Source organism: Pseudomonas fragi, from assembly GCF_025426255.1.
GTDB lineage: Bacteria > Pseudomonadota > Gammaproteobacteria > Pseudomonadales > Pseudomonadaceae > Aquipseudomonas > Aquipseudomonas kulmbachensis.
This window is the reverse complement of record NZ_CP104861.1, coordinates 1,887,375-1,909,954: the sequence shown is the minus strand read 5'-3', so window position 1 is coordinate 1,909,954 and position 22,580 is coordinate 1,887,375. Positions and strand designations below refer to the sequence as shown.

At 55.3% G+C, this 22,580-nt stretch carries 19 protein-coding genes, 1 tRNA gene and 1 pseudogene; 8 read left to right on the top strand and 13 right to left on the bottom strand.

Annotation, left to right across the window (positions count from 1 at the left end; translation table 11 throughout):
* Positions 1 to 26: 26 nt before the first annotated feature.
* The 5 genes from N7D90_RS08820 to N7D90_RS08800 are packed head-to-tail and all read right to left on the bottom strand — an operon-like array spanning position 27 to position 5,021.
* Complete coding sequence (locus N7D90_RS08820; protein ID WP_261741796.1) at positions 27 to 749, bottom strand: ABC transporter ATP-binding protein; 723 nt, start codon at positions 747 to 749, stop codon at positions 27 to 29.
* Positions 746 to 1,501, bottom strand: coding sequence for an ABC transporter ATP-binding protein (locus N7D90_RS08815; RefSeq protein WP_261741795.1), 756 nt, complete (start codon positions 1,499 to 1,501; stop codon positions 746 to 748). Before N7D90_RS08815 ends, N7D90_RS08820 begins: the two co-directional genes overlap by 4 nt.
* Entirely contained in the window at positions 1,498 to 2,775 is a 1,278-nt protein-coding gene (locus N7D90_RS08810) for a branched-chain amino acid ABC transporter permease (RefSeq protein WP_261741794.1), read from the bottom strand. The genes N7D90_RS08815 and N7D90_RS08810 overlap by 4 nt, the downstream gene beginning before the upstream one ends.
* Before the next feature lie 3 nt (positions 2,776 to 2,778).
* Positions 2,779 to 3,720: a branched-chain amino acid ABC transporter permease gene (locus tag N7D90_RS08805; RefSeq protein ID WP_261741793.1), complete on the bottom strand. Its 942-nt coding sequence runs from the start codon at positions 3,718 to 3,720 to the stop codon at positions 2,779 to 2,781.
* Between the two features lie 59 nt (positions 3,721 to 3,779).
* A complete protein-coding gene (locus N7D90_RS08800) occupies positions 3,780 to 5,021 on the bottom strand; it encodes a branched-chain amino acid ABC transporter substrate-binding protein (RefSeq protein WP_261741792.1) in 1,242 nt (413 codons plus the stop codon).
* Positions 5,022 to 5,305: 284 nt separating this feature from the next.
* On the opposite strand from N7D90_RS08800, the gene N7D90_RS08795 reads away from it, so the two are divergent.
* The 3 genes from N7D90_RS08795 to N7D90_RS08785 all read left to right on the top strand — a co-directional run bounded on the left by N7D90_RS08795 (position 5,306) and on the right by N7D90_RS08785 (position 7,825).
* Entirely contained in the window at positions 5,306 to 6,019 is a 714-nt protein-coding gene (locus N7D90_RS08795) for a FadR/GntR family transcriptional regulator (RefSeq protein ID WP_261741791.1), read from the top strand.
* 205 nt (positions 6,020 to 6,224) lie between these two features.
* Complete coding sequence (locus N7D90_RS08790) at positions 6,225 to 7,055, top strand: shikimate dehydrogenase family protein (protein ID WP_261741790.1); 831 nt, start codon at positions 6,225 to 6,227, stop codon at positions 7,053 to 7,055.
* 29 nt (positions 7,056 to 7,084) lie between these two features.
* The gene (locus N7D90_RS08785; RefSeq protein WP_261741789.1) at positions 7,085 to 7,825 is read left to right on the top strand and encodes an SDR family NAD(P)-dependent oxidoreductase; all 741 of its coding nucleotides are present in this window, start codon (positions 7,085 to 7,087) and stop codon (positions 7,823 to 7,825) included.
* Between the two features lie 95 nt (positions 7,826 to 7,920).
* On the opposite strand, the gene N7D90_RS08780 is transcribed toward N7D90_RS08785, so the two are convergent.
* From N7D90_RS08780 to N7D90_RS08770, 3 genes are all read right to left on the bottom strand, one after another.
* Entirely contained in the window at positions 7,921 to 8,922 is a 1,002-nt protein-coding gene (locus N7D90_RS08780) for an NADP-dependent oxidoreductase (RefSeq protein WP_261741788.1), read from the bottom strand.
* Between the two features lie 54 nt (positions 8,923 to 8,976).
* The gene (locus N7D90_RS08775) at positions 8,977 to 9,861 is read right to left on the bottom strand and encodes an alpha/beta fold hydrolase (RefSeq protein ID WP_261741787.1); all 885 of its coding nucleotides are present in this window, start codon (positions 9,859 to 9,861) and stop codon (positions 8,977 to 8,979) included.
* Positions 9,862 to 9,973: 112 nt separating this feature from the next.
* Entirely contained in the window at positions 9,974 to 11,068 is a 1,095-nt protein-coding gene (locus tag N7D90_RS08770) for an alkene reductase (RefSeq protein ID WP_261741786.1), read from the bottom strand.
* 337 nt (positions 11,069 to 11,405) lie between these two features.
* Here N7D90_RS08770 and N7D90_RS08765 point away from each other — a divergent pair, with 337 nt between their 5' ends.
* A complete protein-coding gene (locus N7D90_RS08765) occupies positions 11,406 to 11,864 on the top strand; it encodes a GNAT family N-acetyltransferase (RefSeq protein WP_261741785.1) in 459 nt (152 codons plus the stop codon).
* An 85-nt stretch (positions 11,865 to 11,949) separates the two neighbouring features.
* Here N7D90_RS08765 and N7D90_RS08760 read toward each other — a convergent pair whose 3' ends face one another.
* Complete coding sequence (locus tag N7D90_RS08760; protein ID WP_261741784.1) at positions 11,950 to 12,747, bottom strand: alpha/beta fold hydrolase; 798 nt, start codon at positions 12,745 to 12,747, stop codon at positions 11,950 to 11,952.
* A 95-nt stretch (positions 12,748 to 12,842) separates the two neighbouring features.
* Positions 12,843 to 13,664 carry a MinD/ParA family protein gene (locus N7D90_RS08755; protein ID WP_261741783.1) on the bottom strand — a complete coding sequence of 274 codons (822 nt, stop codon included), beginning with the start codon at positions 13,662 to 13,664 and terminating at the stop codon, positions 12,843 to 12,845.
* 1,892 nt (positions 13,665 to 15,556) lie between these two features.
* On the opposite strand from N7D90_RS08755, the gene N7D90_RS08750 reads away from it, so the two are divergent.
* From N7D90_RS08750 to N7D90_RS08740, 3 genes are all read left to right on the top strand, one after another.
* Positions 15,557 to 16,192, top strand: coding sequence for a hypothetical protein (locus N7D90_RS08750; protein WP_261741782.1), 636 nt, complete (start codon positions 15,557 to 15,559; stop codon positions 16,190 to 16,192).
* A gap of 195 nt (positions 16,193 to 16,387) precedes the next feature.
* A protein-coding gene (locus N7D90_RS08745; protein WP_261741781.1) for an IS3 family transposase occupies positions 16,388 to 17,550 on the top strand; the annotation gives its coding sequence in 2 pieces (ribosomal slippage) (positions 16,388 to 16,640 and positions 16,640 to 17,550; 1,164 coding nt in all).
* Positions 17,551 to 17,655: 105 nt separating this feature from the next.
* Positions 17,656 to 17,934 carry a hypothetical protein gene (locus tag N7D90_RS08740; RefSeq protein ID WP_261741780.1) on the top strand — a complete coding sequence of 93 codons (279 nt, stop codon included), beginning with the start codon at positions 17,656 to 17,658 and terminating at the stop codon, positions 17,932 to 17,934.
* Positions 17,935 to 18,145: 211 nt separating this feature from the next.
* On the opposite strand, the gene N7D90_RS08735 is transcribed toward N7D90_RS08740, so the two are convergent.
* A tRNA-Val gene (locus tag N7D90_RS08735) sits at positions 18,146 to 18,216 on the bottom strand.
* Between the two features lie 51 nt (positions 18,217 to 18,267).
* Between N7D90_RS08735 and N7D90_RS08730 the strand changes: the two are divergent.
* Positions 18,268 to 18,690 (top strand): annotated as a pseudogene (locus tag N7D90_RS08730) (site-specific integrase); the annotation flags it as partial.
* Positions 18,691 to 18,947: 257 nt separating this feature from the next.
* Here N7D90_RS08730 and N7D90_RS08725 read toward each other — a convergent pair.
* Together N7D90_RS08725 and N7D90_RS08720 are read right to left on the bottom strand one after the other, a co-directional pair.
* Positions 18,948 to 20,441, bottom strand: coding sequence for an FAD/NAD(P)-binding protein (locus N7D90_RS08725; RefSeq protein ID WP_261741778.1), 1,494 nt, complete (start codon positions 20,439 to 20,441; stop codon positions 18,948 to 18,950).
* A 93-nt stretch (positions 20,442 to 20,534) separates the two neighbouring features.
* Entirely contained in the window at positions 20,535 to 21,566 is a 1,032-nt protein-coding gene (locus N7D90_RS08720) for an acetylserotonin O-methyltransferase (RefSeq protein ID WP_261741777.1), read from the bottom strand.
* Between the last annotated feature and the right edge of the window lie 1,014 nt (positions 21,567 to 22,580).

Sequence of the window (22,580 nt, the reverse complement as noted above, 5' to 3'; positions counted from 1 at the left end):
CCTGCCGGTTAAACGCGCTTGCGACCTCAGACCGCCAGCCACTCCTTCATCAGGCTCGGGTCATCGGTGAGTGCCTGGGGCGTGCCCTCGAAGACGATCCGCCCATGCCCCATTACGCAGACACGGCTGGAGACCTTGAGGGCGATAGTCAGCTTCTGTTCTACCAGCAGGATTGAGACGCCTCGCCGGTGAATATCGCGAATGGCCTCGGCGACCACGGCGACAATCTTCGGTGCCAGCCCCTCGGTGGGTTCGTCGATCATCAGCACTTTGGGACAGCCCAGCAGCGAACGGCACAGGGTGAGCATCTGCTGCTCGCCACCCGAAAGGTTGCCTGCACCCGTGTTGCGTCGCTCGCGCAGTCGCGGAAAGTAGTCGAACATCTGCTCGACGGTCCATGCCGTGGCACCGTCAGTCGCCACTTGCTGCCCCATGCGCAGGTTTTCCTCGACGCTGAGGTTGGCGAATACTTCACGCTCCTCCGGAACAAAACCGACTCCGGCGCGACTGATGCGGTACGGACGCAGCCCCGTCAGCTCCCGCCCCCCCAGCTGGATGCTGCCCGCACTGGGCGGCACCAGGCCCATTACTGCTTTCATGGTGGTCGAACGCCCGGCGCCATTGCGCCCAAGCAGGCTTACCACTTCGTTATGACCGATGCTCAAGTCGACCCCATGCAACACATGGCTCTTGCCGTAATGAACATGCAGATCGCTGATCGACAGCAGGTTTGGCGAAATCGAGTTCATGCGCATTGCTCCTCTCCCAGATAGGCTTCCTGCACCCGACGGTCAGCGCGGATCTGATCCGGCGTGCCAGTGGCTATGACTTCGCCGTACACCAGTACGCTGATGCGGTCGCACAGGGAGAACACCACGTCCATGTCATGCTCGACAATCAGTAGCGAACGCCCCTGGGTAACCTCGCGAATCAGGTTCAGGGCGTAGTCGGTTTCCTCATGGGACATGCCCGCCATCGGCTCGTCCAGCAGGATCACCCGAGGGTCACAGGCCAGGGTCATGCCTATCTCCAGGGCGCGCTGCTCGGAGTAGGACAGTTCGGCTGCGCACACTGTTTGCTTGTCCTGTAGCCGCACCTGTTCGAGCAGTTGCTCGGTCTGTGCGCGCACCTCAGAGTAACGCTGGATCGAGCGCCAGAAGTGGTATTGCATCCCGTGTTTGCGCATGACTGCGATACGCAGGTTTTCGAACACCGAAAGTCCGGGAAAAATGTTGGTGATCTGAAACGAACGCGACAACCCCAAGTGATTAATGTGCTGCGGCGAATAACCCTGGATCGCTTCCTCACCCAGGAGAATCTGCCCGCTGCTGGGCTGCAACTGCCCGGAAATCAAATGGAACAAGGTCGACTTGCCCGCCCCGTTGGGACCGATCACCGCGTGGCGTTCCCCGGTGTGCAACTCAAGCTGCGCACCACGAATGATGTGTGCCTCGCCAAATGACTTGTGCACATCGCGTAACTGCAGGATTGCACGGCTCATGATTGTTCTCCTTCGACCCGAGATCTGAGGGCGACGGGCCCGGCCGCCGGCTCATCGTCCAGCAGACGCAGCCATTGCCGACGAGCCAGCTTCAAGACCAGCAACCCCGCCAACCCCAGCAGCAACGGCATGGCCCAGGTCAGCAGCGCGCCCGGTAGCCATTCACGACCGAACAGGCTGATTGCAGGCCAGGGCTGGTCCGCTATCAGCAGCGCCTGATAGTCCTGGCTAAACACCCGCTGCAACGTTTCGATCGCAAACACCACCGCCAGGCTCAACAGCCCCGCAGTGATCAGCGCAGACAACGCCGCCGGGATGACCGCCAGCCAGCCGCGCCGACGAATTTGCGCACTCCAGCACAGCACCAGTCCGGCCAGGCCACTGGGCATGAACATCATCACCAAAACGAACAGCAGGCCCTGATACAGCAACCAGGACTGCGTAAGGTCGGAGGCAGCATTGCCAAAAAACGTCATCAGCGCTGCGCCGAGCACCGGCCCGAGGAACACGTTAACCCCGCCGATGTATGTATTGAGCACCACTTCTGCGGAAAAGCGCATGTCGAACAACACGTAGTTGGCCGACTCCAGGTTCAGCGCCTGCAAGCCCCCGGCGATACCGGCGAACATTGCCGACAAGGCAAATACCAGCACCCGTAAACGATGCACGTTGTAGCCCAGGAACTGCAGCCGGTGGCCGTTCTCGCGCAGGGCGAAGGTCAAACGCCCCATAGGGGTCAGCGTGAAGGCATAGAGCAAGGCAATCGACAGCACCACCCAGCCCAGCGTCAGGTAGTACACCTGGGTGGCGTCGCCGAAATCCAGGCCCCAGGCAGGGGAGCGCATGGACGAAATACCCGCCTCACCACCGAACAGCATACTCAGGTGCGGGGCCAGGGAATGCAGCAGCTCAGCCAGCGCCAGGGTAATCATGGAGAAGTAGACACCCGCCCGTTTGGTGGCAAACCAGCCAGCACACAAACCGCAGATAAAGCCGCCCAAGGCACCGATCAGTGGCAGCAACGGCGTTGGCAGCAAACCTTCGCCATTTAGCGCATTCATCGCGTGTAATGTGGCGAACGAACCAACGCCGAAGTATGCCGCGTGGCCGAACGAAAGCATGCCGCCCTGCCCACACAACAAGTTGAAGGCACAGGCAAACAAGGCTGCGATAAGCATCTGAATAGCCGCATTGACCATCGCTGCCGGCAGGATGGCGGGCAGCACCAGCAGGGCCAGCAACAACACCGCCAGGAGGATTTTCGTAAGTTTCATGGTTTATCCCTTCTCGCCCATCAGCCCGGACGGCCGGATCAGCAAAATCAGCAGCATCAGTGCAAACGGAATGGTTGCCGCCACGCTGGACACTTTGAGGGTCATCAGCCCACCCATCTGCTGTGCCCAGTCACCTGCCCCCAGCAAACCGAAGAGCGAAGCCAGGCTGAGGTCCACACCTACTGCGAACGAGGAGATCAATCCGATCAACAGCGAAGCGATCATTGCCCCGGCCATCGAACCCAGACCGCCGACAACCACCACGACAAAGACGATGACGCCCAGCTCCAGGGCCATATTCGGATTGGTGGTGTAGAACGCTCCGGCCAGCGCTCCGGCCAGCCCCGCCAGTGCCGCACCGATACCGAATACCGCCATGAACACCAGAGGCACGTTATGCCCCAGGGCCTCGGCCATCTGCGGACGATGGATCGCCGCCCGCACGACGATGCCGACCCGAGTGCGGGTCAGCAGCAGGTAAATCAGGCCGAACACCAGCAGCGAAACCCCGCCCATCAACAGGCGATAGAACGGGTAATCCGTGTTGAATACCTGGAAGGCAGCAAAATTGAGGAACTCAGGGATCCGGTACTCGACAGAAAAATTGCCGTAGAACAACTTGATCAACTCGGCAATGATAAAGGTCAGGCCGAAGGTCAGCAGCAGTTCATGAGCGTGGCCATGCTTGTGTACCCGGCGCAGGAAGAAACGCTCGACGATCACCCCGAGCAGGCCCACCAGCACGGTCGAGAGCAGTACCGCACTGGTAAAACCGACAAACTTCTGCAGGGTATAGGCCAGGTAGGCGCCCACCATATAGAAGGAGGCATGGGCGAAATTGAGCACGCCCATCATGCCGAAAATCAGCGTCAACCCGGCCGAAACCATAAACAGCAGCAGACCGTAGATCACGCCGTTAAGCAGTGAAACTGTGAGAAATTCCATAGGCGACTCCAGCGTTCGCGATGGACAGAAAGACGTACCGGCCGGCACGCCATGCGGCGTCACTCAGGTCGTTGCATCTGGCAGGTGTCCTGGACAGGCGCTGCTGCTTCATCGGCACTGAACGACTTGATCGGCAAGAAGCCCATGTCAGTGCCATCGACTTTGTAGCGAGCTTCTTTCGAGACCACCGACACCACAAACGGCATCAGCAATTGGTGATCTTCGGTCCGCATGCGCACTTCACCCAGCGGGTTGCTGTCGCTGGCTTTTTCCAGAGCCAGCGCGAAACTGCGGGTATTGAGGCGACCGTCTTGTGCCGGCAGTTTCTTCAGCACATTGCCGACCATCTGCAAGGCAAATACGGTCTGGGGTTCGATGTAAGCCGGCAGGTGCCCGGTGCTGGCCTGGTACTGAGTGGCAAAGCGTTCGCCCTCCTCACCGGCCGCCTCGATATTGAAAGGATGGGAGACGTAGTGCCCCAGCGCGACATCTCCGGCGTTGGCCAGGTTACCCGGCTGGTCAAGAAAGGCGGTGCCAAAGCGCAGTTTCAACCCGGCAGAGCGACTGGCCTTCATCAGCAACAACAGGTCGTTGCCCCAGTTGCCGGTCAGCACGGTTTCGGCACCCGAAGCCTGGATGCGAGCAATATAGGGCGAGAAGTCCTGCACCTTTTGGGTGTCATGCAGGCTTTTACCTACCAACTGATAACCACCAGTCGCCGCGTTTTCAGTAATGGCTTTTTCCATGTCCAAGCCCCAGCTGTAGTTCTGGTTCATGGAATAGACCTTACTGCCCAAGGCGCCCGCTTCTTTCATCGCCACCACCAGGGTTTTGACCCGTATCGGCGCATTCCCGTTGAAACGGAAGTGGTAGAAGTGGCATTTGCTGCCCGTCAGTTCCAGTGCTTCTCCCCCGACGTTGAGAAACACTACCTCCTTACCCTTGTTGCGCAGGTTGTACTTGCGCACGTCTTCAGTGATCTGCCCTGCGGCCACTGAGGACGCACCTTGAACGATCATTTGCGCACCGCTGCCAATGGCGGCTTTGAGTTTCTCGGAAGCACCTGCCGGGGTTCCCTGGCTATCGAGTTCGATAAGCTGGATCGGTTCGCCATTCCAGCCGCCTTCGGCATTCAGCCGTTCGATCTGAAAGCGTGTGGCGGCGCGAAACATTTGCCCGGTGGCGGCTGACGGCCCCGACAGGGTCTCGACCAACGCCACTTTCAAAGGATCAGCGCAGGCGATGCCAGCGAACAGGGTCGTGCCGAGGGTGAGCAGACGCAGCGTGGTCTTGGTGTGCATGGAAACCTCGTTTTTTATTTTTATTTACGGTCTGGTAGAACATCATCAACAACATGTCTGACCAGTTGGCGAAAACTACGACAACGCTTGCCTTAAGTCAAAGCACCCGAACCCTAAAATATAATTTTATTTTTTTATAATTCGCTCGCAGGCCTTTAAAACAGCCAACCCAAGCTGAAAATATTTTTTCAAACACTTGTAAGACCACAGCCCGCTGCTTCACTATCAACAGCTCATCACTTCGATGCCTGTACCCGTGCTGCCTACCGGCAGAGGACTGAACAATGAAAAGCGTTAACGTGCATCCCCACCAGCCCCTACCCATGGAGATAGTCAACTGGCTCAGCGGCGAGATCCAGTCCGGACGGCTGGCTACCGGTGATCAATTGCCAAGCGAAAGGCAATTGTGCGAACAGTTTTCGGTTAGCCGGGCGGTGGTGCGCGAAGCCTTGTCGCAGCTCAAGTTCGAAGAACTGATTACCACCCAGCAAGGCAAGGGTGCGTTTGTTGCCAAGCGCGGCGAGCGCCATGCGTTTCGCTTGAAGGAAGTATCGCTGGGCGAGGAAGACGCGTTGCTGCATATCCTCGAGTTCCTGATCACTATCGAAGTGGGCGCCACGCGCCTGGCAGCCTTGCGTCATACCCCCGAAGACCTGAAGAAAATTCGCCAGGCGCTGGTCGGCATGGAATACGCGATGGTCAATGACCAGTTGGGTGACGAAGAGGACTACGCCTTCCACCAGGCCATTGTCGCGGCTACCCACAACCCGCACTTCAAATCACTCAACGAGTACCTCGACCACAGCGTTCGGCGCCTGATTCGAGAAGCCCGCAGCAACACCGCTGAAATTTACAACGAGCTGATCCAGGACGTGCAGGACGAGCACCAGGCCATCTTCCAGGCCATCCAGGCCCGTGATCCGGTGTTGGCTGGTGAAGCCGCCGAGCGACACCTGCGCAATGCCGCCAAGCGCATGGACATGTACCTGCAGGCTTGATCCCCTGAGCCCCCTTGACACCTGAAAGCGAAGCCTTCTAACATCATGTCAGACCACTAAAAAATATGTCAGACAGGTTGTCATTCATGGGCCGTATCACAGCACTGCTACAACCACCGGCTTCATGCAAGCGCGCCTCCTGCGTCAACCCCGCCCGTGACGCGACAGCCTACGTGCGCTTCTACTCCTGCCTTTGAGGTTCCCCATGCACATCAGTGGCCAGACGCGACTGATCGGCATCGTTGCCGATCCGATTGCCCATGTAAAAACCCCACAAGTGATCAACCAAAGCGCCACCAACCAAGGCCTTGACCTAGTTTGCGTGCCGCTGCACGTACAAGGGACAAACCTGCACAAGGTACTGCTCGGCGCATCCGGCATTGCCAACCTGCACGGTCTGGTCGTGACCATCCCTTACAAGGAAAGCATCGTTGAATACTGCGATGAATTGACCGATATGGCGCGTCAGGTCGGCTCGGTCAATGCAGTTCGGATTGACCCCGAGAGCGGTCGACTGACCGGTGGCAACTTCGATGGCGAAGGCATGCTTGCCGGGCTGCATCAGCAGGGTCATCGACTGGAAGGCAAGCGCGTATTGCTGGTGGGTGCCGGTGGCGCCGGCAAGTCGATTGCCGCGGCGATTGCCCGGCAAAACCCGGCACGACTGGCGATCTACAATCGTTCTCCGGCCCGCGCCGAAGCCCTGCTGGAACGCCTTGCAGCGCACTACCCCACGGTTGATCTGAGCACTAGTGACGGAAATGCGCAGGGCTTCGATGTGATCATCAACGCCACATCTCTGGGCCTCAAGGACGACGACGCCCTGCCGCTTGACCCCAGCACCCTACAGGCTGGCGCCCTGGTCTGCGAAGCCGTGATGCGCGCCGGCGATACACCACTATTGGCTGCGGCACGCCAGCGTGGCTGCCGCGTTCACCACGGACAACACATGATCTATGGCCAGATCGTGCAGATCTGTCGGTTTCTCGGCGTTGACCTGCAGCACGAACATCTGGCGCGCATTCTCGGCCCATGATCCCAGGCACTCTTACGGAGACCCCGACCATGTACGACTTCAACAATCGCGTCCTGCTGCTGTCAGGTGCCAACGGTGGTATTGGCCGCGAAGTGGCAAAATTGTTTTATCAATATGGCGCCTCGATGGTGCTCGCCGACCTGGACGGCGAAGGCCTGGCAGATTTTGCCCGAGAACTCGACCCCAGCGGCCAGCGCGTCTGTACCCTGCAGATGAATGCCGCAGACCCAGAAGACTCGGCCAAAGCAGTGCAACTGGCTATCGAGCGCTTCGGCGGTATCGACTTCCTGGTGCCGTCGGCCGGCCTGTACCAGTCGCAACCGATTCGCCAGATGACCGATGAGCAATGGCGCCAGACGCTGAGCATCAACCTCGACGGCGTGTTCTACCTGTGCAGTCGGGCAATCCCGGCACTGCGCGCCAACAGCGCGATCGTCAACCTGACCTCGGTGGCCGCACATCGGGGGGCGTACTCCAACGCGCACTATGGCACGTCCAAGGGTGGGCTTCTGAGCCTGACCCGCGCCCTGGCCCGTGAATTGGGGCCGCAGACCAGGGTGAATGCCGTGTCTCCCGGAGTCATCGAAACCCCGATGACCCAGAACCTGATCGCTACCCGCGGCAGCGACTCGGTGGAGCAGACCCCACTCAAACGCCTGGGTCAGCCGAGCGAAATCGCCTCGGTGATTGCCTTCCTGTGCAGCAACGGCTCAAGTTTCATGACCGGTGAAGTGCTACACGTTAACGGCGGGCTGTACATCGCAGGATGAACCATGCCCTTGAGGTCATCGTCGCCATCTGGCGATAGTGGCCTCAGGCTCGAAAACCCAACTACCACAGCAGCTCAAGCACCTGGCGTCACCCCTCAGACCATCCTGACCACTAACTTGCCCTTCGCGCGGCCACTTTCAACATACGCCAGCGCTGCGGCAGTTTCTTCGAAAGCAAATACCTGTTCGACCACAGGCGTGATCGCTCCTGACTCAATAAGGGTGGTTATCTCGTTTAGCTGCTGCCCATCTGCACGCATGAAAACAAAGGAGTAGCTGATGCCGCGTTGCCCGGCTTGTTTACGAATGCTGCGACTCAAAAGCCCCAGCACCTGCTTCAACGGCCAGGACAGGCCTTGATCTACGGCGAACTCGGGTGTAGGTGGCCCGGAAATCGAAATCAACTGCCCACCGGGCTTCAACACCGATAGCGACTTGCTCAACTCGCGCTTGCCCAAGCTATTGAGGACTACATCGTAATCGCGAAGCTCGTTAGCAAAGTCCTGCTGTTTGTAATCGATAACGACATCAGCGCCCAATGCTTTGACCCAGGCAACATTCGCCGTACTCGTGGTCGTTGCAACATAGGCACCAAGATGTTTGGCCAATTGAATGGCAACGCTGCCCACGCCGCCGGAGCCAGCATGGATCAGCACTTTTTGTCCGGGTTTGAGCTTGGCTGTCTCGACCAGCACTTGCCAGGCGGTCAAGGCCACAAGAGGAACTGAAGCAGCCTCCTCCATCGACAGATTCAACGGTTTTCGCGCCACGGAGGATTGCTTGATCGCGATGAATTCGGCGAATGTACCAATACGATTCTGGTCAGGACGCGCATAAACCTCATCACCCGGTTTGAAACGGCTAACCTGCGCGCCGACTTTGATTACTGTTCCCGCAACGTCATTACCCAGTACCAGTGGCAACTTATAAGGCAGGATCATTTTGAACTCGCCACTGCGAATCTTGACGTCCAGCGCATTGACGCCCGCCGCGTGCACTTGCACCAGGACATCGTCGTCTTGCACCGCCGGCTCAGGCATTTCGCCAATCCGCCCGGACACGTTTTTCCCATACCGATCAATGATGAATGCTTTCATCTGAATGACTTCTCTATTTGCAAATCAAGTCGAGTTTCAAAAAATCCTGTAACCCTAATGGACGGCTTGGGAGCCAGACCCATCCAGGAAGGCCAACACCTTTGACACGAATTCAGCGTGGTATTGAAAAATCCCCCCGTGGCCTGCGTCCTCGAAGATCACCAACTGCGCATTGGGTAGTCGAGCCGCGATGTCCTGACTCAATCGGGTTGGCACCATGATGTCGTTATCACCATTTACAATCAGCACAGGCACGCCAACCTGGCTCAAGTTCTGTGGGGCCTGCCTACCCCACGACTTGATCGCTTTCAGCTGTCGTAACAGAGCAATGGGGGTCGCTGGCTTGTCCCGGTCAGTCGTACGCTGTTTCAGCCGCAGCAGGTAAGCCTTGGCAGCCATTCGGCTTTGTCTCGAAGGGGTAAAAAACAGGTAATACTTGGGATCACGCAGCGTCAGCAGACCGCGGAGCATCAGTGGCCACGAGACGGCGCCCACTCGATCAATACCTTCCCCACCGGCGGGTCCGGTACCTGTGAGGATGAGTTTGCGTACCAGCTCGGGAGCTTGAAGCACGACTTGCTGCGCCACGAAACCACCGAGTGAAAACCCCAGCAAATCAATTTTTGAGTACCCAAGTGCCAGGACAAGCGCAACGACGTCGCTTGCCATCGCCTCAATGGTGTCGGGAGCACTCCCCGTGGACGCACCAATCCCCTGATAATCAATGGCAATAACCCGATGGCGGGAAGCCAGGCCATCCATGATGCGCGGGTCGAAGTTATCCAGGACCGCCGCCCAATGGTTGAGCAGTACTATCGGCACAGCAGTGTCCGGACCAAGTTCACGGTAAGCAAAAGAGACGTTGCCCACCTTGATCGACAAGTTAGGGGCATCGATAAATGCTATGGCTGAAACGCTTCGGGATACGAGCTGATCCATTGAAACCTCGACAACACTTGAACAAGTCAAACCAGCAGAACTGCCTTCAGCACGTGCTCTGAGTTTAATTAAAGCCCAAAGCGCGCCAGCATGGAGGACGTGTTGTCTGTGCTCACCGAGCGTTAGCTTCGGCCAGTGTCGGGTAGTCGATATAACCCTCAGCACCACCGCCATACAAAGTAGCCGGGTTTAACGCCGCCAGCGGTGCACCAATCTTCAAGCGTTCGATCAAGTCAGGGTTACTGATAAAGGGACGGCCAAAAGCGAACAAATCGGCGTCATCATTGACCAGCCGCGAGGTAGCCAGCTCAAGGTCGTAGCCGTTATTGGCCAGGTAGGTTTGCTTGAAACGGCTGCGTAGCTCGCCATAATCAAAGGCCGCCACGTTTCGCGGTCCTCCTGTAGCGCCTTCAACGACATGCAGATAAATCACACCCAAGGCATTGAGTTGCTCGGCAATGTAGTTGTACTGCGGTTGAGGATCCGTGCTGGTAATGCCATTTGCTGGCGATACTGGCGAGATACGCACACCTGTGCGCTTGGCGCCGATTTCATCGGCGACAGCAGCGGTGACTTCCAGCAATAGCCGTGCACGGTTCTCTATTGAACCGCCGTAGGCATCGGTACGCTTGTTAGCGCCATCCTTGATGAACTGCTCCAACAGGTAGCCATTGGCGCCATGAATCTCCACCCCGTCAAAACCGGCAGCCATTGCATTGGCGGCAGCCTGACGGAAGTCATTCACGATTCCCGGCAGCTCGTTCAGGGCCAACGCTCGAGGCTCGGAAACATCAGCAAAGCCATTGTTCACGAAGGTTTTGGTTTCAGCACGAAGGGCTGATGGGGCGACAGGGGCTGCACCGCCAGGCTGTAAGTCAACGTGGGAAATTCGCCCAACGTGCCACAACTGCACGAAAATCCGACCTCCATTTGCATGCACGGCTTCGGTAACTTTACGCCACCCATCAATCTGCGCCTGGGTGTAAATGCCGGGCGTATCTTGATAGCCCTGAGCCTGCTCAGAAACCTGGGTTGCCTCAGTGATGAGCAGCCCAGCCGAAGCGCGCTGGCTGTAATAAGTGGCAGTCAACTCGGTGGGTGTCAGACCAATACCCGCACGATTGCGAGTGAGGGGCGCCATAACAATGCGATTAGGCAGAGTGAGATCTCCCAAGCGGTAAGAGTCGAACAGAGTTTTATCGGACATATAGCACCTTTGACATCACTGATTAAGCAGGCCTGGTTTGGTGTAGCTGAGTTTTTTTGCTGAAGACAGGATTTATGATGATGACTGAAATCTAAACCGTCAAGCTTTTTGATTATGATCAACATCAATAAATGATCAACCGAACCTTAACGCCACTTAAGCGAGCGGTACCGCTGCGGGAGCGCGCAGGCTCGCTCCCACAGACAAGGTTTTCTGGCAGTCAGATCACTCGATTTCTCGGTGGAGACGTCGTTGTAGTCCGCTTAATATCACTCGGCCTGCACGGGTCTTATGCTTGACGGTGCGCGCCCATCGAAAATAGACAAGGAAGAACCCAATGCTCCAGTTAGTCTGGCTGCGCGACCATATGCAACACAGCGACACAATGGCGCAGTGGCTGCATCGACAGTTCGCTTACGAATTCAGTGGGCAGCCATTGGCTGACTGGCAACAAGAGTTCGCTCAGGGCCAGGCTAGCTGCGACTGGCAATGCCTGATAGCGCTAGAGAATGGGCAACTGCTGGGTGGCGCGGCACTCGCCGCAGACGACCTGCCAGAACGCCCGAAAACGGGCCCTTGGCTCGCATGCGTATTCATCGCCCCGCACGCAAGGAAACGAGGCCTGGCGGAGCAACTGATCGAAGGTATCTGCAGCGAAGCAAAAAACAGGGGTACTTCACTGCTGTACCTGCACACCCATGATCGCCAAGACTATTACGCAAAACGTGGGTGGCAGGTGCTGGAGTGTTTCCAGGCCTGGGGAAAGGAGCAGTGGCTGATGACGCGCAAGCTTTGATCCCGCCTGCAAGCAGACAGGGCTCAATAGGTCATCCGATCAGGGGGATCGGATGACCAGAAGCACATCTTGTTCAGGAAGGCGTTTATCGCTCAGCCATGACCCGCTCATTCGTCGTCAAAAAAACCTCCAGAATTGCCAGTAACCATTCCGGGCGGTCTTCATGGGCTGAGTGATCTGCGAAAGGGATGTTCAGGAGCCTCGCGTTTGGCACCCTATCAGCCAGCTCTGCTGCGTTGGTGCGCGAAACAAGCATGTCTTCGTCGCCCCTGACCACCAGCAAGTCGGCAGTAATGTTGCCCACAGATTCGTTCGGGTAGCCTTCTTCTCCGGAGTCGAGCCAGAGCGACTTCAGTGCTCCCGTCAGCCGCTCGAAATCTGGCGCAGGATTCAGGGCCTGGTAACGATCGTAACTATGCGCAAACATCTCGCGCCAGCTCTGGGCGGTGACCTCGGAATACATGCCACGAGCAGGATCGTCCGCGCTCAGCATCCAATGCGCGCCAATTGTTACCAGCTTCTCAATATGTACATTGTTGGCCACGGCAACCCGTAACGCAGCGATGCCGCCATCGCTATGGCCAATAATGCTGCAACGTTCAATCCCCAAAGACCCGAGCACCGCCTCAACATCCTGCTGCAGGCGCTTGTAGCTGAGTCGTGATGAGCCAAGGGTGGACTTCCCCTGGCCCCTGCTATCAATTGCGATCAACCTGTAGGTTTGGCTCAGACGTGGCGTGATGGCATTAAACGTCTCGATATCACCAAACCCTCCATGGAGAAATACAAGGGCTGGGCCCTCCATGTTCCCCTGCTGTTCGTAGTAGAGATTTGCCTGATCTATCTCTATGTACTCGCCGTCCTGATGATTGAACGCCTGCATGCACCGTTTCCTTTATGTAATGACCGTGTCGGCTCTCAGCCTAAAACTGTACGTGCCAGTGACGATATTAAACACGTGCAATAGAGCAGCTCGTATTAACGTCTCGAATTATTGACCAGGCCTTCTATAAAGAACTCTATATGCCCTCGAGGACTGCTGGAAATTGACCAGGCATCAATTTTTTTAGCAATGGCCCTAAATGCCGTTGTACTCTTGGAGCGAGGGAAGTTTCGGTAGACTGCTCGCTGCAAAGAGGCGGCCTTGCGTATATCCTGGTCGTATGGAATTGCCCCTACATACTGCAGCGTTACGCTTAGAAAATCGTCAGTTATCCTGATCAATTTGGCGAACAGCCTTTGGCCGTCAAGCGGATTGTGCTGCATGTTGGCCAGGATCCGGAAGCGACTTATTCCGTAGTCACGATTAAGCAACTTTATGAGTGCGTAGGCATCAGCAATTGAGGTTGGCTCGTCACACACAACCAGCAAAACCTCTCGGGCTGCTCGAACGAAGGTAACTACTGATGTTCCAATACCCGAGGCAGTATCAATCACCAATACATCGAGTGTGTCAGCGACATCGCTGAAAGCCTGGATCAAGCCTGCATACTGCGCAGGCGATAAATGCGCCAAGTTCTGACTGCCTGACACGGCGTGGGCAATGCGCACTCCCCCAGGCCCTGGCATCAATACATCGGATAACTCGCAGCGTTCCTCAATTAAATCGGCAAGTGTGTACGTCGGGGTAAGCCCCAACAGAACGGCGATATTCGACAATCCCAGATCGGCTTCCAGCAATACAACCCGTTTGCCAAGTTCTGCCAATGCCAAAGACAGGTTTACAGCAACAACGGTCTTGCCCACCCCTCCCTTCCCGCTTGTAACGGCGATAACTTGTACAAAATGTCCACGCTCCATACTTTCTATTCCCATCCCTGTGTGACACGTGAGCACTTACGCAACGCGAAGGACAACTTACCAAGTCAAGCCACCCCCCTTAATTACAAGGCTGATACCTGAAGCTGAATGTATCGCTCTCAACGGTGAAACCTGCGCCCACCTGGACCGGGTCTATTCTGAACTGACAAAAATTTCAGCATCGCACGCCAGGGGCCGAAGGGCCTCGCACTGAGGCATGATTACTGTTAGCCGACAAAATTTTTATTGTTATGGGTGGCCCTGAACCCAGAAGCGACTCAACCAGCCCTTCATTAACCGGGAGCCCAAGCAAGACGTGATCAATGCCAATTTATAAAAAAACCAAATAAAAGAAAAGTCATATACACCAAAATTCATTTTATAACGTCACCAAGCCAGTTGAGTGGCGCCAGCAATCCGTCAAAGCAAAAAACCAGAACAAACAATCGTCAGCGCTATATATAGAAGACATAAAATCAAGAAAATTTGCAGCCAGCCGAATGGCGCCAACAACCCGTCAAGCCATAATAAAAAGTGTAAAAATATTTTTTGAAATGGTTACAGACGAACGGTTTCAGCACTATCATTTGCTCCGGAATTTTTCCCTGGTTACGCCAATACGATCAGTGAATATCCCACACGCCCATTCATAAACTCGAAACAGGCAGCTGCAGACATTATATTAACCTGGCCAACGAAGGCATTTATAACAACGTGCCTGCATCGCTAAACCACTACCGAGCTGACACACCCAGCCACCTAACGCTCAGCAACCCTTTTATAACCACATCAAGAACACCAGAGAGCATACAGACATGAACGGACTAATGTCATCGGTGAACAGCCATCGCCCCCATAACCTACTGAATCATTTTTCAGCGCATTAAATGACACAACAGGCGAGCTTTACCAAATCAAGGCAGATATATGAGCAAACTATTTAAACGCGATTGGATGTGGGCTTATCGCAAGATGCGCAGCCTTCTGTGCTCCAGACTAACCTCTGCTTATAGAGCCACCCTGTATGCTATTCGAGGTGATACCGGGGCTTTTTACAACAGCCGTACCTGGCAGAAGATTCGTATCCGCCGATAACCCCTACTCTTTCGACTTATTCAAGACCGGGTCACTCAAGCCGTAATGTTGACGGGTAATCCTTGATAAAAGCGCTTTCGGCCGTAAAAAGGATATGGCAAACGAGTTGCACAAGACATTCGCAAGTTCGTTATTGTCCAACCCAACCTTTTTATCGCGCCGATCGCCAACCGGTTGCGGAATGCGTACGGCCAGCCGATGAGCGGCCAGGCCCCCATGTCGCTGGCGTTCGGAGGATCTAAAGTAAGTGCCGCGCCGTGACGGGGATTTAAATCTCTCAAAAAATACAAAACGTACTTGATAATTGAACTAGCGCAGAAGTGAGAGTCCAAGAAAACTCAGATAATTTTCCTGGATAGCTTAGAAACATGAAGATCAAAAAGCAGGAAGAAGGATGAACGCCAGCAAGACTCACGGCTGGGTATGGGCATATCGAAAAATTCGAGGACTGCAATGCACACCACTAACCTCCGCCTACAGGGCCACCCTGTATGTGATACGAGGCGATACGGGAGCATTTCACAACGATGTGAGCTGGCAAAAGATCCGTATCCGGCGCTAACCCATCATGAAAAGCAACGAAGTGATAAGCATGGTCTCTCCAAACGGTAGGCAACCCGTGCAGGCATCACTGTCGCGGCTTATCGGCTACTTTCGGCTGTTTCCATAGCAGCCGAACCTATCACCTGCATGTTGGGAGGCGTCCCGACCAACAACTCGCGAACTACCTCGATGGCACGGGGCTCAGGTAACCTGCGCCTGATTATCGGTGATCCAAACAGTCAATGGATGAAGTCATGAACAGGACGTTTTGTGTCGCGTTAAGCCTTTCGATTATTGCTTCGTCACTAACGGCGTGCGCCACACCTGCGACCAAGGCGCCCATCAGCGGGCCGCAGATTTATGGCTACACCTTGTATAAGCCGCTCTCCAGCGATGAACTCAACGCGCTCACCAATACCGGTTTCGAAACGCTCGCGGGGGCCAGGGTATTTCAACGGGATGATGGGCACAGCGGTGAAATCAACGTGTTCCTGGATAGCCGAAATCGCCCCAGCGTGATCAACAAGACTAGCCGCGTGTTCACCAGTGAGGGCGAATGCAAGTCCGAGCTCAAGACGCAGATGAGCGACCTGCAACAAAATATCGACAGCCACAACAACACAATCGCTCAGTCGGAGAGAGATACGCATACACCGAGAGGACGCTATGTCAGCCTCAGCCATGAAGCATGCCGCGTTCACCAAGGTGACCAGGCCGAACACTATCGTTATGCCCTGAGCGTGTCCAAGCGTCAGGAACCCGCGACCTCGACATCAGGATTGGGAAAGAAGGTCGACGACGCCTACACGGGAGTCTGGATGACCGTGTTTATGGTTGTGCTGTCGCCGTTCGTGCTGATTGGCGCAGCAGTTAGCAAGGCGATCGACTGACCACTGCATACACCGCCCCCATTGATGGTCATACCGTCATGAAGCTCATTGGCTCTGTACGGTGAATTGCGCATAAAAATGCAAGAAGACTCTTCGGTTGTGATTGCCACAAGGAAAGTCACTCGCGCAACTGTAGTGGTCTAATGAAACCGGACACCCATTTAGGCGAGAATGCTCGCCAGAACGAGGTGTCAGATGACCAAACAACGCCGTACCTTTTCCCCTGAATTCAAACGCGAGGCTGCCGACCTCGTTCTCAAGCAGGATTACAGCTTCATTGAGGCCAGCCGCTCGCTTGGTGTCGGCGAGTCGGCTTTGCGCCGACGGGTCGACCAGGTGCAGCAAGAACGCACGGGCGTCACCCCGCAGAGCAAAGCGCTGACCCCGGAGCAGCAGAAAATCCAAGAGCTGGAAGCCCGAATTACTCGCCTTGAGCGGGAAAAATCGATCTTAAAAAAGGCCACCGCGCTCTTGATGTCGGAAGATCTCGAGCGTTCGCGCTGATTGACCAGTTGAGCATCCACGAGCCGGTTGATTGGCTGTGCAAGGTGTTTGAAGTGACCCGCTCGTGCTACTACGCTCGGCGTCTCAGGCGCCGCACACCGGATGTAGAACGCCTTCGATTGCGCAGTCGGGTGAGCGAGTTGTTCACCCAAGGCCGCAGTGCTCCCGGTAGCCGTAGCATCATGGCCATGATGCAGGACGACTGCGAGCAGATCGGGCGATTCAAGGTACGCAGCCTGATGCGCGAGCTGGAGTTGGTCAGCAAACAACCGGGATCGCATGCTTACAAAAAGGCGACGGTCGAGCGGCCCGACATCCCTAATATTTTGAACCGAGAGTTTGATGTGCCCGCTCCTGACCACGTCTGGTGTGGCGATATCACTTACATCTGGGCTCAAGGGAAATGGCAGTATCTGGCGGTTGTGCTAGATCTTTTTGCCCGCCGTGTTGTGGGTTGGGCGTTGTCGGGAAAGCCGGATGCCGACTTGGTCATCAAGGCCTTGGACATGGCTTACGAGCAGCGAGGGAAGCCTCAGGGTTTGCTGTTCCACTCCGACCAGGGCTCGCAATATGGAAGCCGGAGTTTTCGCCAGCGCCTTTGGCGATATCGCATGCGTCAGAGCATGAGCCGGCGAGGAAATTGTTGGGATAACGCGCCGATGGAGCGGGTGTTCAGGAGCCTGAAAACCGAGTGGATACCGACCATGGGCTACGCGACGGTCCAACAAGCTCAGCGGGATATCAGCCATTTTTTGATGCACCGGTACAACTGGATTCGACCGCACCAATTTAATGGTGGGCTGCCACCGGCTCAGGCCGAGAAAAAACTTAACGTCGTGTCCGGGATTAGTTGACCACTACAAACCCTGTCTAAGCAGAACACAGCCCAGGGGTAGACTTGGCGTATGAAGCCCTTAACATGCCGTGCTTTAAACGCCCCATCAAGGAAGACGTTACTCATGAACAAAGCGCTTTACTGGCTTCGATTGGCGGCCTCGTTACCGATATACGCCGTAGCCATTTTGATATGGGTCCAAGTTTCGAAAACCGTTTTCAAGTCTGCCGTGCTGGTTTTTACGACGCATTTGACACCCTATCGATTCGGAGAAGTGCTGGGCGTCTGGCTATTTTGCGTGCTCTCGGCAAGTATTGCCTACGGCATGTGGCTGCTTGGAAGATACGTGCGGACTTCACGCTTCAGAGTGCAGCCCAAGCCGTCGTCGACCGATCTTCCTTAATCGCTTACATCTTGTCTTCGGCGTAGATCGCCCCACCGATGATCGCCCCCACAATAGTCTGTAGCAGGCCTGCTCGCTTGATACGCACTCTATCCGGCGCGTAATGCGCCTGAGGTGGGGGTTTTGCAAAAGTTTTGCAAATCGCAGACAACAAAAAAGGGCCCACCTTTCGGTGAGCCCTTCTAGACCGCCCAGCAGAGCGGATTTTGTTTGGTAGGCGCGATTGGACTCGAACCAACGACCCCCACCATGTCAAGGTCTGCTTGAGCAAGCTGCAAGCCTTGGTGCTCTTGGGTTTCACAGAACGCCCATTCACATTTTGAGGCGTCAAAAATGGCCAACATTCGCTTACTTCCATCAGGCAACTGGAACGCTCAGGTACGAGTTAAAGGCAAATCTCCCCAATCAAAAACCTTCAGCACCAAAGCTGCGGCAGAGTCATGGGCCAGCCAGATTGAAGCCGTGACAATGGATAACAAGCACCACACTATCTATACGTTGGGCATGACCTACTGCGAAACCATGCTCAAAGGCAAAGGCAGCTATCAACACGCTCTAAAGGTTGTTGAGCACCTTGGCAGGCATTTCACCCAACCAATCCAAGACATCACTCCGAAGATGATCAACGACTTCAAAATCATGCGATTGAAGACGGTGAAACCTTCAACGTGCAGGATACAGCTCGCTTTTATGTCTCGATTCTATCGATTCGCAAAGCGCGAATTGCTGATCAACATTCACAACCCGGTGAGCGACAGAGGCGACACCCCCTTTGGTGCAGCAAGCCCGCAGAATAGACGAGAGCTTGCCGTTGCCGCTGCTTTGACCTTGATCCAGTCCAAGGTTTTCAACTCAAGCGGCCCTGCCCAGCTTCAATGGGAGCTGGATAATCTGGGCAAATATGCCGATCAGATACAGGCCGCGCTTGAGGTTGAATGAGCGGGGGGACGAGAAATGCCAACGCGCAGCTACAAGCCGCGCGCAGGCACTGACTGACAGCTCAGCTCATGACATCAAGCGGCCGCCCCCACTCGTGGAAGCTGACGCATGCTCTCGATGACCTGGTTTGCCAATGGTGTAACCACAACAAGGGCATTCGGTACCCAGACACGCGGGCGGGCCGGCGCGCCGACGAACCAGATGCTCTCCTTGCCGCCAAAACTCTCATGCGCACCGGCCATGCTCGGCAAGATAGTGATCGCATGCCTGCCCCGCTCACCTGTCACGTCCAGCTCGACCCTGCCGTCATCGCTCATGACATATCTGGACTGGTAGTAGCCCGTGGCTGCAACAATGGTGTCAAAGCCATGCACCTCCCCACCCCAACTGACATTCCATGCATTGGGGCGCCTGTCTGAGTAATCCATCGCGCTGATTTCACCGCCCTCTACGCAGAGAACACCGTCTTCAATGTACTTCAACAGTTTGCGGGCGTTGGGCAGTGCGAGTGCCGTAATATACCTGTAAAGCAGACGCTCGAAGCGAGGGTGGAAAGAGCCGTCGAAATAGACGTCTTCCTTGTTGTGCACGCCGTTAATGGCATGCATGAAATCAACAACGTATTCCTGCCACTGGCTATCACCACTCTCTGCAATTTCGACTTCTTCCTTCAACCTGCCGAGAACAGTCGATGAATAGGAGAACTGCTGACTCCAGTCTTTGCCAATGTTCTGGCGCAATACCTTGGAGAAGTATTTGACGTACCTATAGTGCAGCGAAGGACTGTACGTCTTGCAGCCCTCCTCCCCTGGCGCCATGACGGATGCGATGTCTTCGCCAACGAATGCTGCCTTTGGGCTGCGCATGAAACGCGCACGTACGGCGGGGAACTCTCCCGACGGGGACAGCATGGTCACTTGATGCCCGTCGCGACAGAGAACGATCGCACTGTCGATGGCCGACAGTTTGCTACCCATCACAAGCACACGGGATTTTTCAGGAATCATCGCCAGCATGCTGGCTTCAGGGTACGGATTCTTGATGAAGCTCGAATGGTTGAAAAAAGGTTGCGCAACAAGCGGTAAACGAGGCGGCCCAAAGCCCGTACAGAACACCACATCAGTGACCATCAGAGATGAGGACGGCACCTGAGGGGAGTCAACAAACTCCAGTTCATAGCGGCGGTGGCCATGAATCTTCAGGGCCTTGAACGTACTCGATACATATTTGACGACCACCCCCTGCTCCCGCGCCATGGCGGAATACTGCACAAAGCGGTTCGCCAGGTATCGGCCCACCAAAAACCGCGGCACAAAGCTCTCGGCCGTAGAGGCGTAGCCTTCGCAACTCAAGTGTTCAAGAAAATCCAGGGGCACGTCGTGCAACACCGACATGGTATCAACCGAGGTATTACAGAGAATGTCGCGATCCGTATTCGAGAATGCTGTTCCCGGGCCGACGGGGTGCGGATCTACCATATAGATGGTTCGCGCAACACCCGCCCTGACCGCAGCGATGAAAGTCGCAACGCCGGCAGCTCCGGCACCGACTATGGCAAGTCTATTCATGGGATTGCCTCTGAAAAGAGTAAGAACGCAGTGGCTGATCACACAGGCAAAGCCGCATTGATCATTTGCCAATGCGGCTTTACGCACGATTCACTACACCGCGCATGCCTCGATAATTGATACGTAGCAGCCCGTATCAATAGTGCGGTTCAAGCGCATATCGGCGCTTGCCAACAACTGTTCGAACTCTTTTTTGGTCCGCTCCCTGCCGCCTTCGTAGATACCCATGCACAACAGGTCCATCAACTTCCCGGAGTGCGGCGTGTTTCCCTCCGGAATGAGGGGATCCATGATGAGGATGCGTGCGCCGGGGTTCATGGCTTTGCGGATGTTCTTCAGGATCAGCGATGCCTGCTCATCAGGCCAGTCATGCATGATGTACTTGAGAAGATAAATATCCGCCTTCGGTGCGGACTTGAAGAAATCACCCGAACTCAGCTCCCACCGGGAGTTGTCTGCCAGCTCACCCAAGCGGTTCCTTTCCAGAACGTGCGGCTGGTCGTACAAGATTCCGTGGAGACTGGGATTGGTCTGCAGCACACGCAGCAGCAAACCGCCAAAGCCTCCCGCAATATCCGCAACGGTGGCTCCGTCAGGGAACTCATAACTGCGCACCAGGAAAATGTTCTCCACTTCCGACATGGAGGACATGCCGACGTGAAAATCCTCTGCCTGGGCACCAGCCTGCGACCAGTACTCGAAAAAGGATTTGCCATACAGGTGCCTGAACGGGGGATTACCACGGGCACTCTCGATCAGTTCACCGATGGGCCGCCAGAACGTCTCATCGGTAAGCATCAGCACAGCAGAACGCAGTGAATGATCAGCATCGGTACGCAGATAATCTGCCGCCGGCGTGAGCTCAAAAACACCGGGCTCAACCTCGCGGAAAATATCCCGTGTTGCAGTAACTCGCAGCAATCGCTGCAACTTCTGAGGCTCCGCGCCCACGGCCTGCGCCAGATCCACCACTGACTTTGGCCCGTCGGCCAGATAATCGGCGACCCCAAGTTGTGCTACTGCCCGTAGGGCTGCCTGATAGGTATAACCCATCGTTTGATCCAGCAAGTGAAGTGCAGCATCTTCGTTCTTGAGTACCAACTGTGATTGTATTTGCTTCGTCATATATACCTCTATCCTTGAGTATTAATGAACTGCGTATCTTTGAATTAAAGATGCAATGCTTATTCGGCTTTTCCAAAGCCTGCTTACCTGCAGGGAGCCGGAGTGTAGTGCCACGAATAACAAACGCAAGTTTGTAATTACATCTATTCAGGAAGCACAGCACCCAACGGGCCCGCACTATGATTTCTTTCCGATAAATGGCTAAGCCCACCTGATTTATGACAGTTGTAATAAAAACAACGTACACAGATGGCGAGTTTCTCTTGCAACGCCCGTTGTAAACTGCCCACTTCGAAAACTCACGACTACACTGACGCTCACACCGCGCACGCGAACAAAGCATGGTGATAGCGAACGTGGTTTTCATGCGGGTAATCATTGTGTTGGCGGCTATCGGGGCTCTAGCGTAGACAATTCATTAAGCCCTCACCCCCAGTACAACGGCGTCAGTTCTTCAGGTGTTTATACATTCGGAAAACCCGAACCCCGGTCAACGTTTCTTTTATCCACACACAAGAGGGCCCAGCCATTGGCAAACAACACAGCTCTGTAAAAGCAGTATCAGCGTTACTACCCGCCTAGTTTAAACAGGCAGCTTGCACACGCCTGTAACTTAAAAACCTTCAATAAAAACAAGAAGCCCGGCCGCCGACGGACTTCACGTTCAATACAATAACCCCCTCTTCACAGAGACAGAAAGTGCAGAACACAAGTTACCTCAACCCTTCGTTCTTTTCGTAAGCCCGATAACCATAAAGACGCACCCAGGTATCCAGATTCCGGGTATTGAAGTGGCGAGACCTACAGCAGACAGCGAGACCCCGACTACGAATAATGGCTGTTTGAATGCATTTTCCATAACGCAAAATCTCCCCAAAAATTAACCTTATTTATTAACAGCGTGAGCACAGAACCAGCATAGAGCAACGGAGAAATCTCGTAGATGAGCCCGCGCAAGTCGGCTTGCGCCTTCTGCGAAACAATGCAGGCGTCATTCAAGCCCGGCGTTCCCCG

What these genes read in the sequence shown, in the direction of transcription:
- N7D90_RS08795 (WP_261741791.1), top strand. Translation starts at nt 5,306, where the DNA reads ATGAAAAGCGTTAACGTGCATCCCCACCAGCCCCTACCCATGGAGATA.
- N7D90_RS08725 (WP_261741778.1), bottom strand. Translation starts at nt 20,441, where the DNA reads ATGAATAGACTTGCCATAGTCGGTGCCGGAGCTGCCGGCGTTGCGACT.
- N7D90_RS08780 (WP_261741788.1), bottom strand. Translation starts at nt 8,922, where the DNA reads ATGAAAGCATTCATCATTGATCGGTATGGGAAAAACGTGTCCGGGCGG.
- N7D90_RS08775 (WP_261741787.1), bottom strand. Translation starts at nt 9,861, where the DNA reads ATGGATCAGCTCGTATCCCGAAGCGTTTCAGCCATAGCATTTATCGAT.
- N7D90_RS08720 (WP_261741777.1), bottom strand. Translation starts at nt 21,566, where the DNA reads ATGACGAAGCAAATACAATCACAGTTGGTACTCAAGAACGAAGATGCT.
- N7D90_RS08755 (WP_261741783.1), bottom strand. Translation starts at nt 13,664, where the DNA reads ATGGAGCGTGGACATTTTGTACAAGTTATCGCCGTTACAAGCGGGAAG.
- N7D90_RS08790 (WP_261741790.1), top strand. Translation starts at nt 6,225, where the DNA reads ATGCACATCAGTGGCCAGACGCGACTGATCGGCATCGTTGCCGATCCG.
- N7D90_RS08810 (WP_261741794.1), bottom strand. Translation starts at nt 2,775, where the DNA reads ATGAAACTTACGAAAATCCTCCTGGCGGTGTTGTTGCTGGCCCTGCTG.
- N7D90_RS08760 (WP_261741784.1), bottom strand. Translation starts at nt 12,747, where the DNA reads ATGCAGGCGTTCAATCATCAGGACGGCGAGTACATAGAGATAGATCAG.
- N7D90_RS08785 (WP_261741789.1), top strand. Translation starts at nt 7,085, where the DNA reads ATGTACGACTTCAACAATCGCGTCCTGCTGCTGTCAGGTGCCAACGGT.
- N7D90_RS08800 (WP_261741792.1), bottom strand. Translation starts at nt 5,021, where the DNA reads ATGCACACCAAGACCACGCTGCGTCTGCTCACCCTCGGCACGACCCTG.
- N7D90_RS08820 (WP_261741796.1), bottom strand. Translation starts at nt 749, where the DNA reads ATGAACTCGATTTCGCCAAACCTGCTGTCGATCAGCGATCTGCATGTT.
- N7D90_RS08805 (WP_261741793.1), bottom strand. Translation starts at nt 3,720, where the DNA reads ATGGAATTTCTCACAGTTTCACTGCTTAACGGCGTGATCTACGGTCTG.
- N7D90_RS08750 (WP_261741782.1), top strand. Translation starts at nt 15,557, where the DNA reads ATGAACAGGACGTTTTGTGTCGCGTTAAGCCTTTCGATTATTGCTTCG.
- N7D90_RS08815 (WP_261741795.1), bottom strand. Translation starts at nt 1,501, where the DNA reads ATGAGCCGTGCAATCCTGCAGTTACGCGATGTGCACAAGTCATTTGGC.
- N7D90_RS08740 (WP_261741780.1), top strand. Translation starts at nt 17,656, where the DNA reads ATGAACAAAGCGCTTTACTGGCTTCGATTGGCGGCCTCGTTACCGATA.
- N7D90_RS08770 (WP_261741786.1), bottom strand. Translation starts at nt 11,068, where the DNA reads ATGTCCGATAAAACTCTGTTCGACTCTTACCGCTTGGGAGATCTCACT.
- N7D90_RS08765 (WP_261741785.1), top strand. Translation starts at nt 11,406, where the DNA reads ATGCTCCAGTTAGTCTGGCTGCGCGACCATATGCAACACAGCGACACA.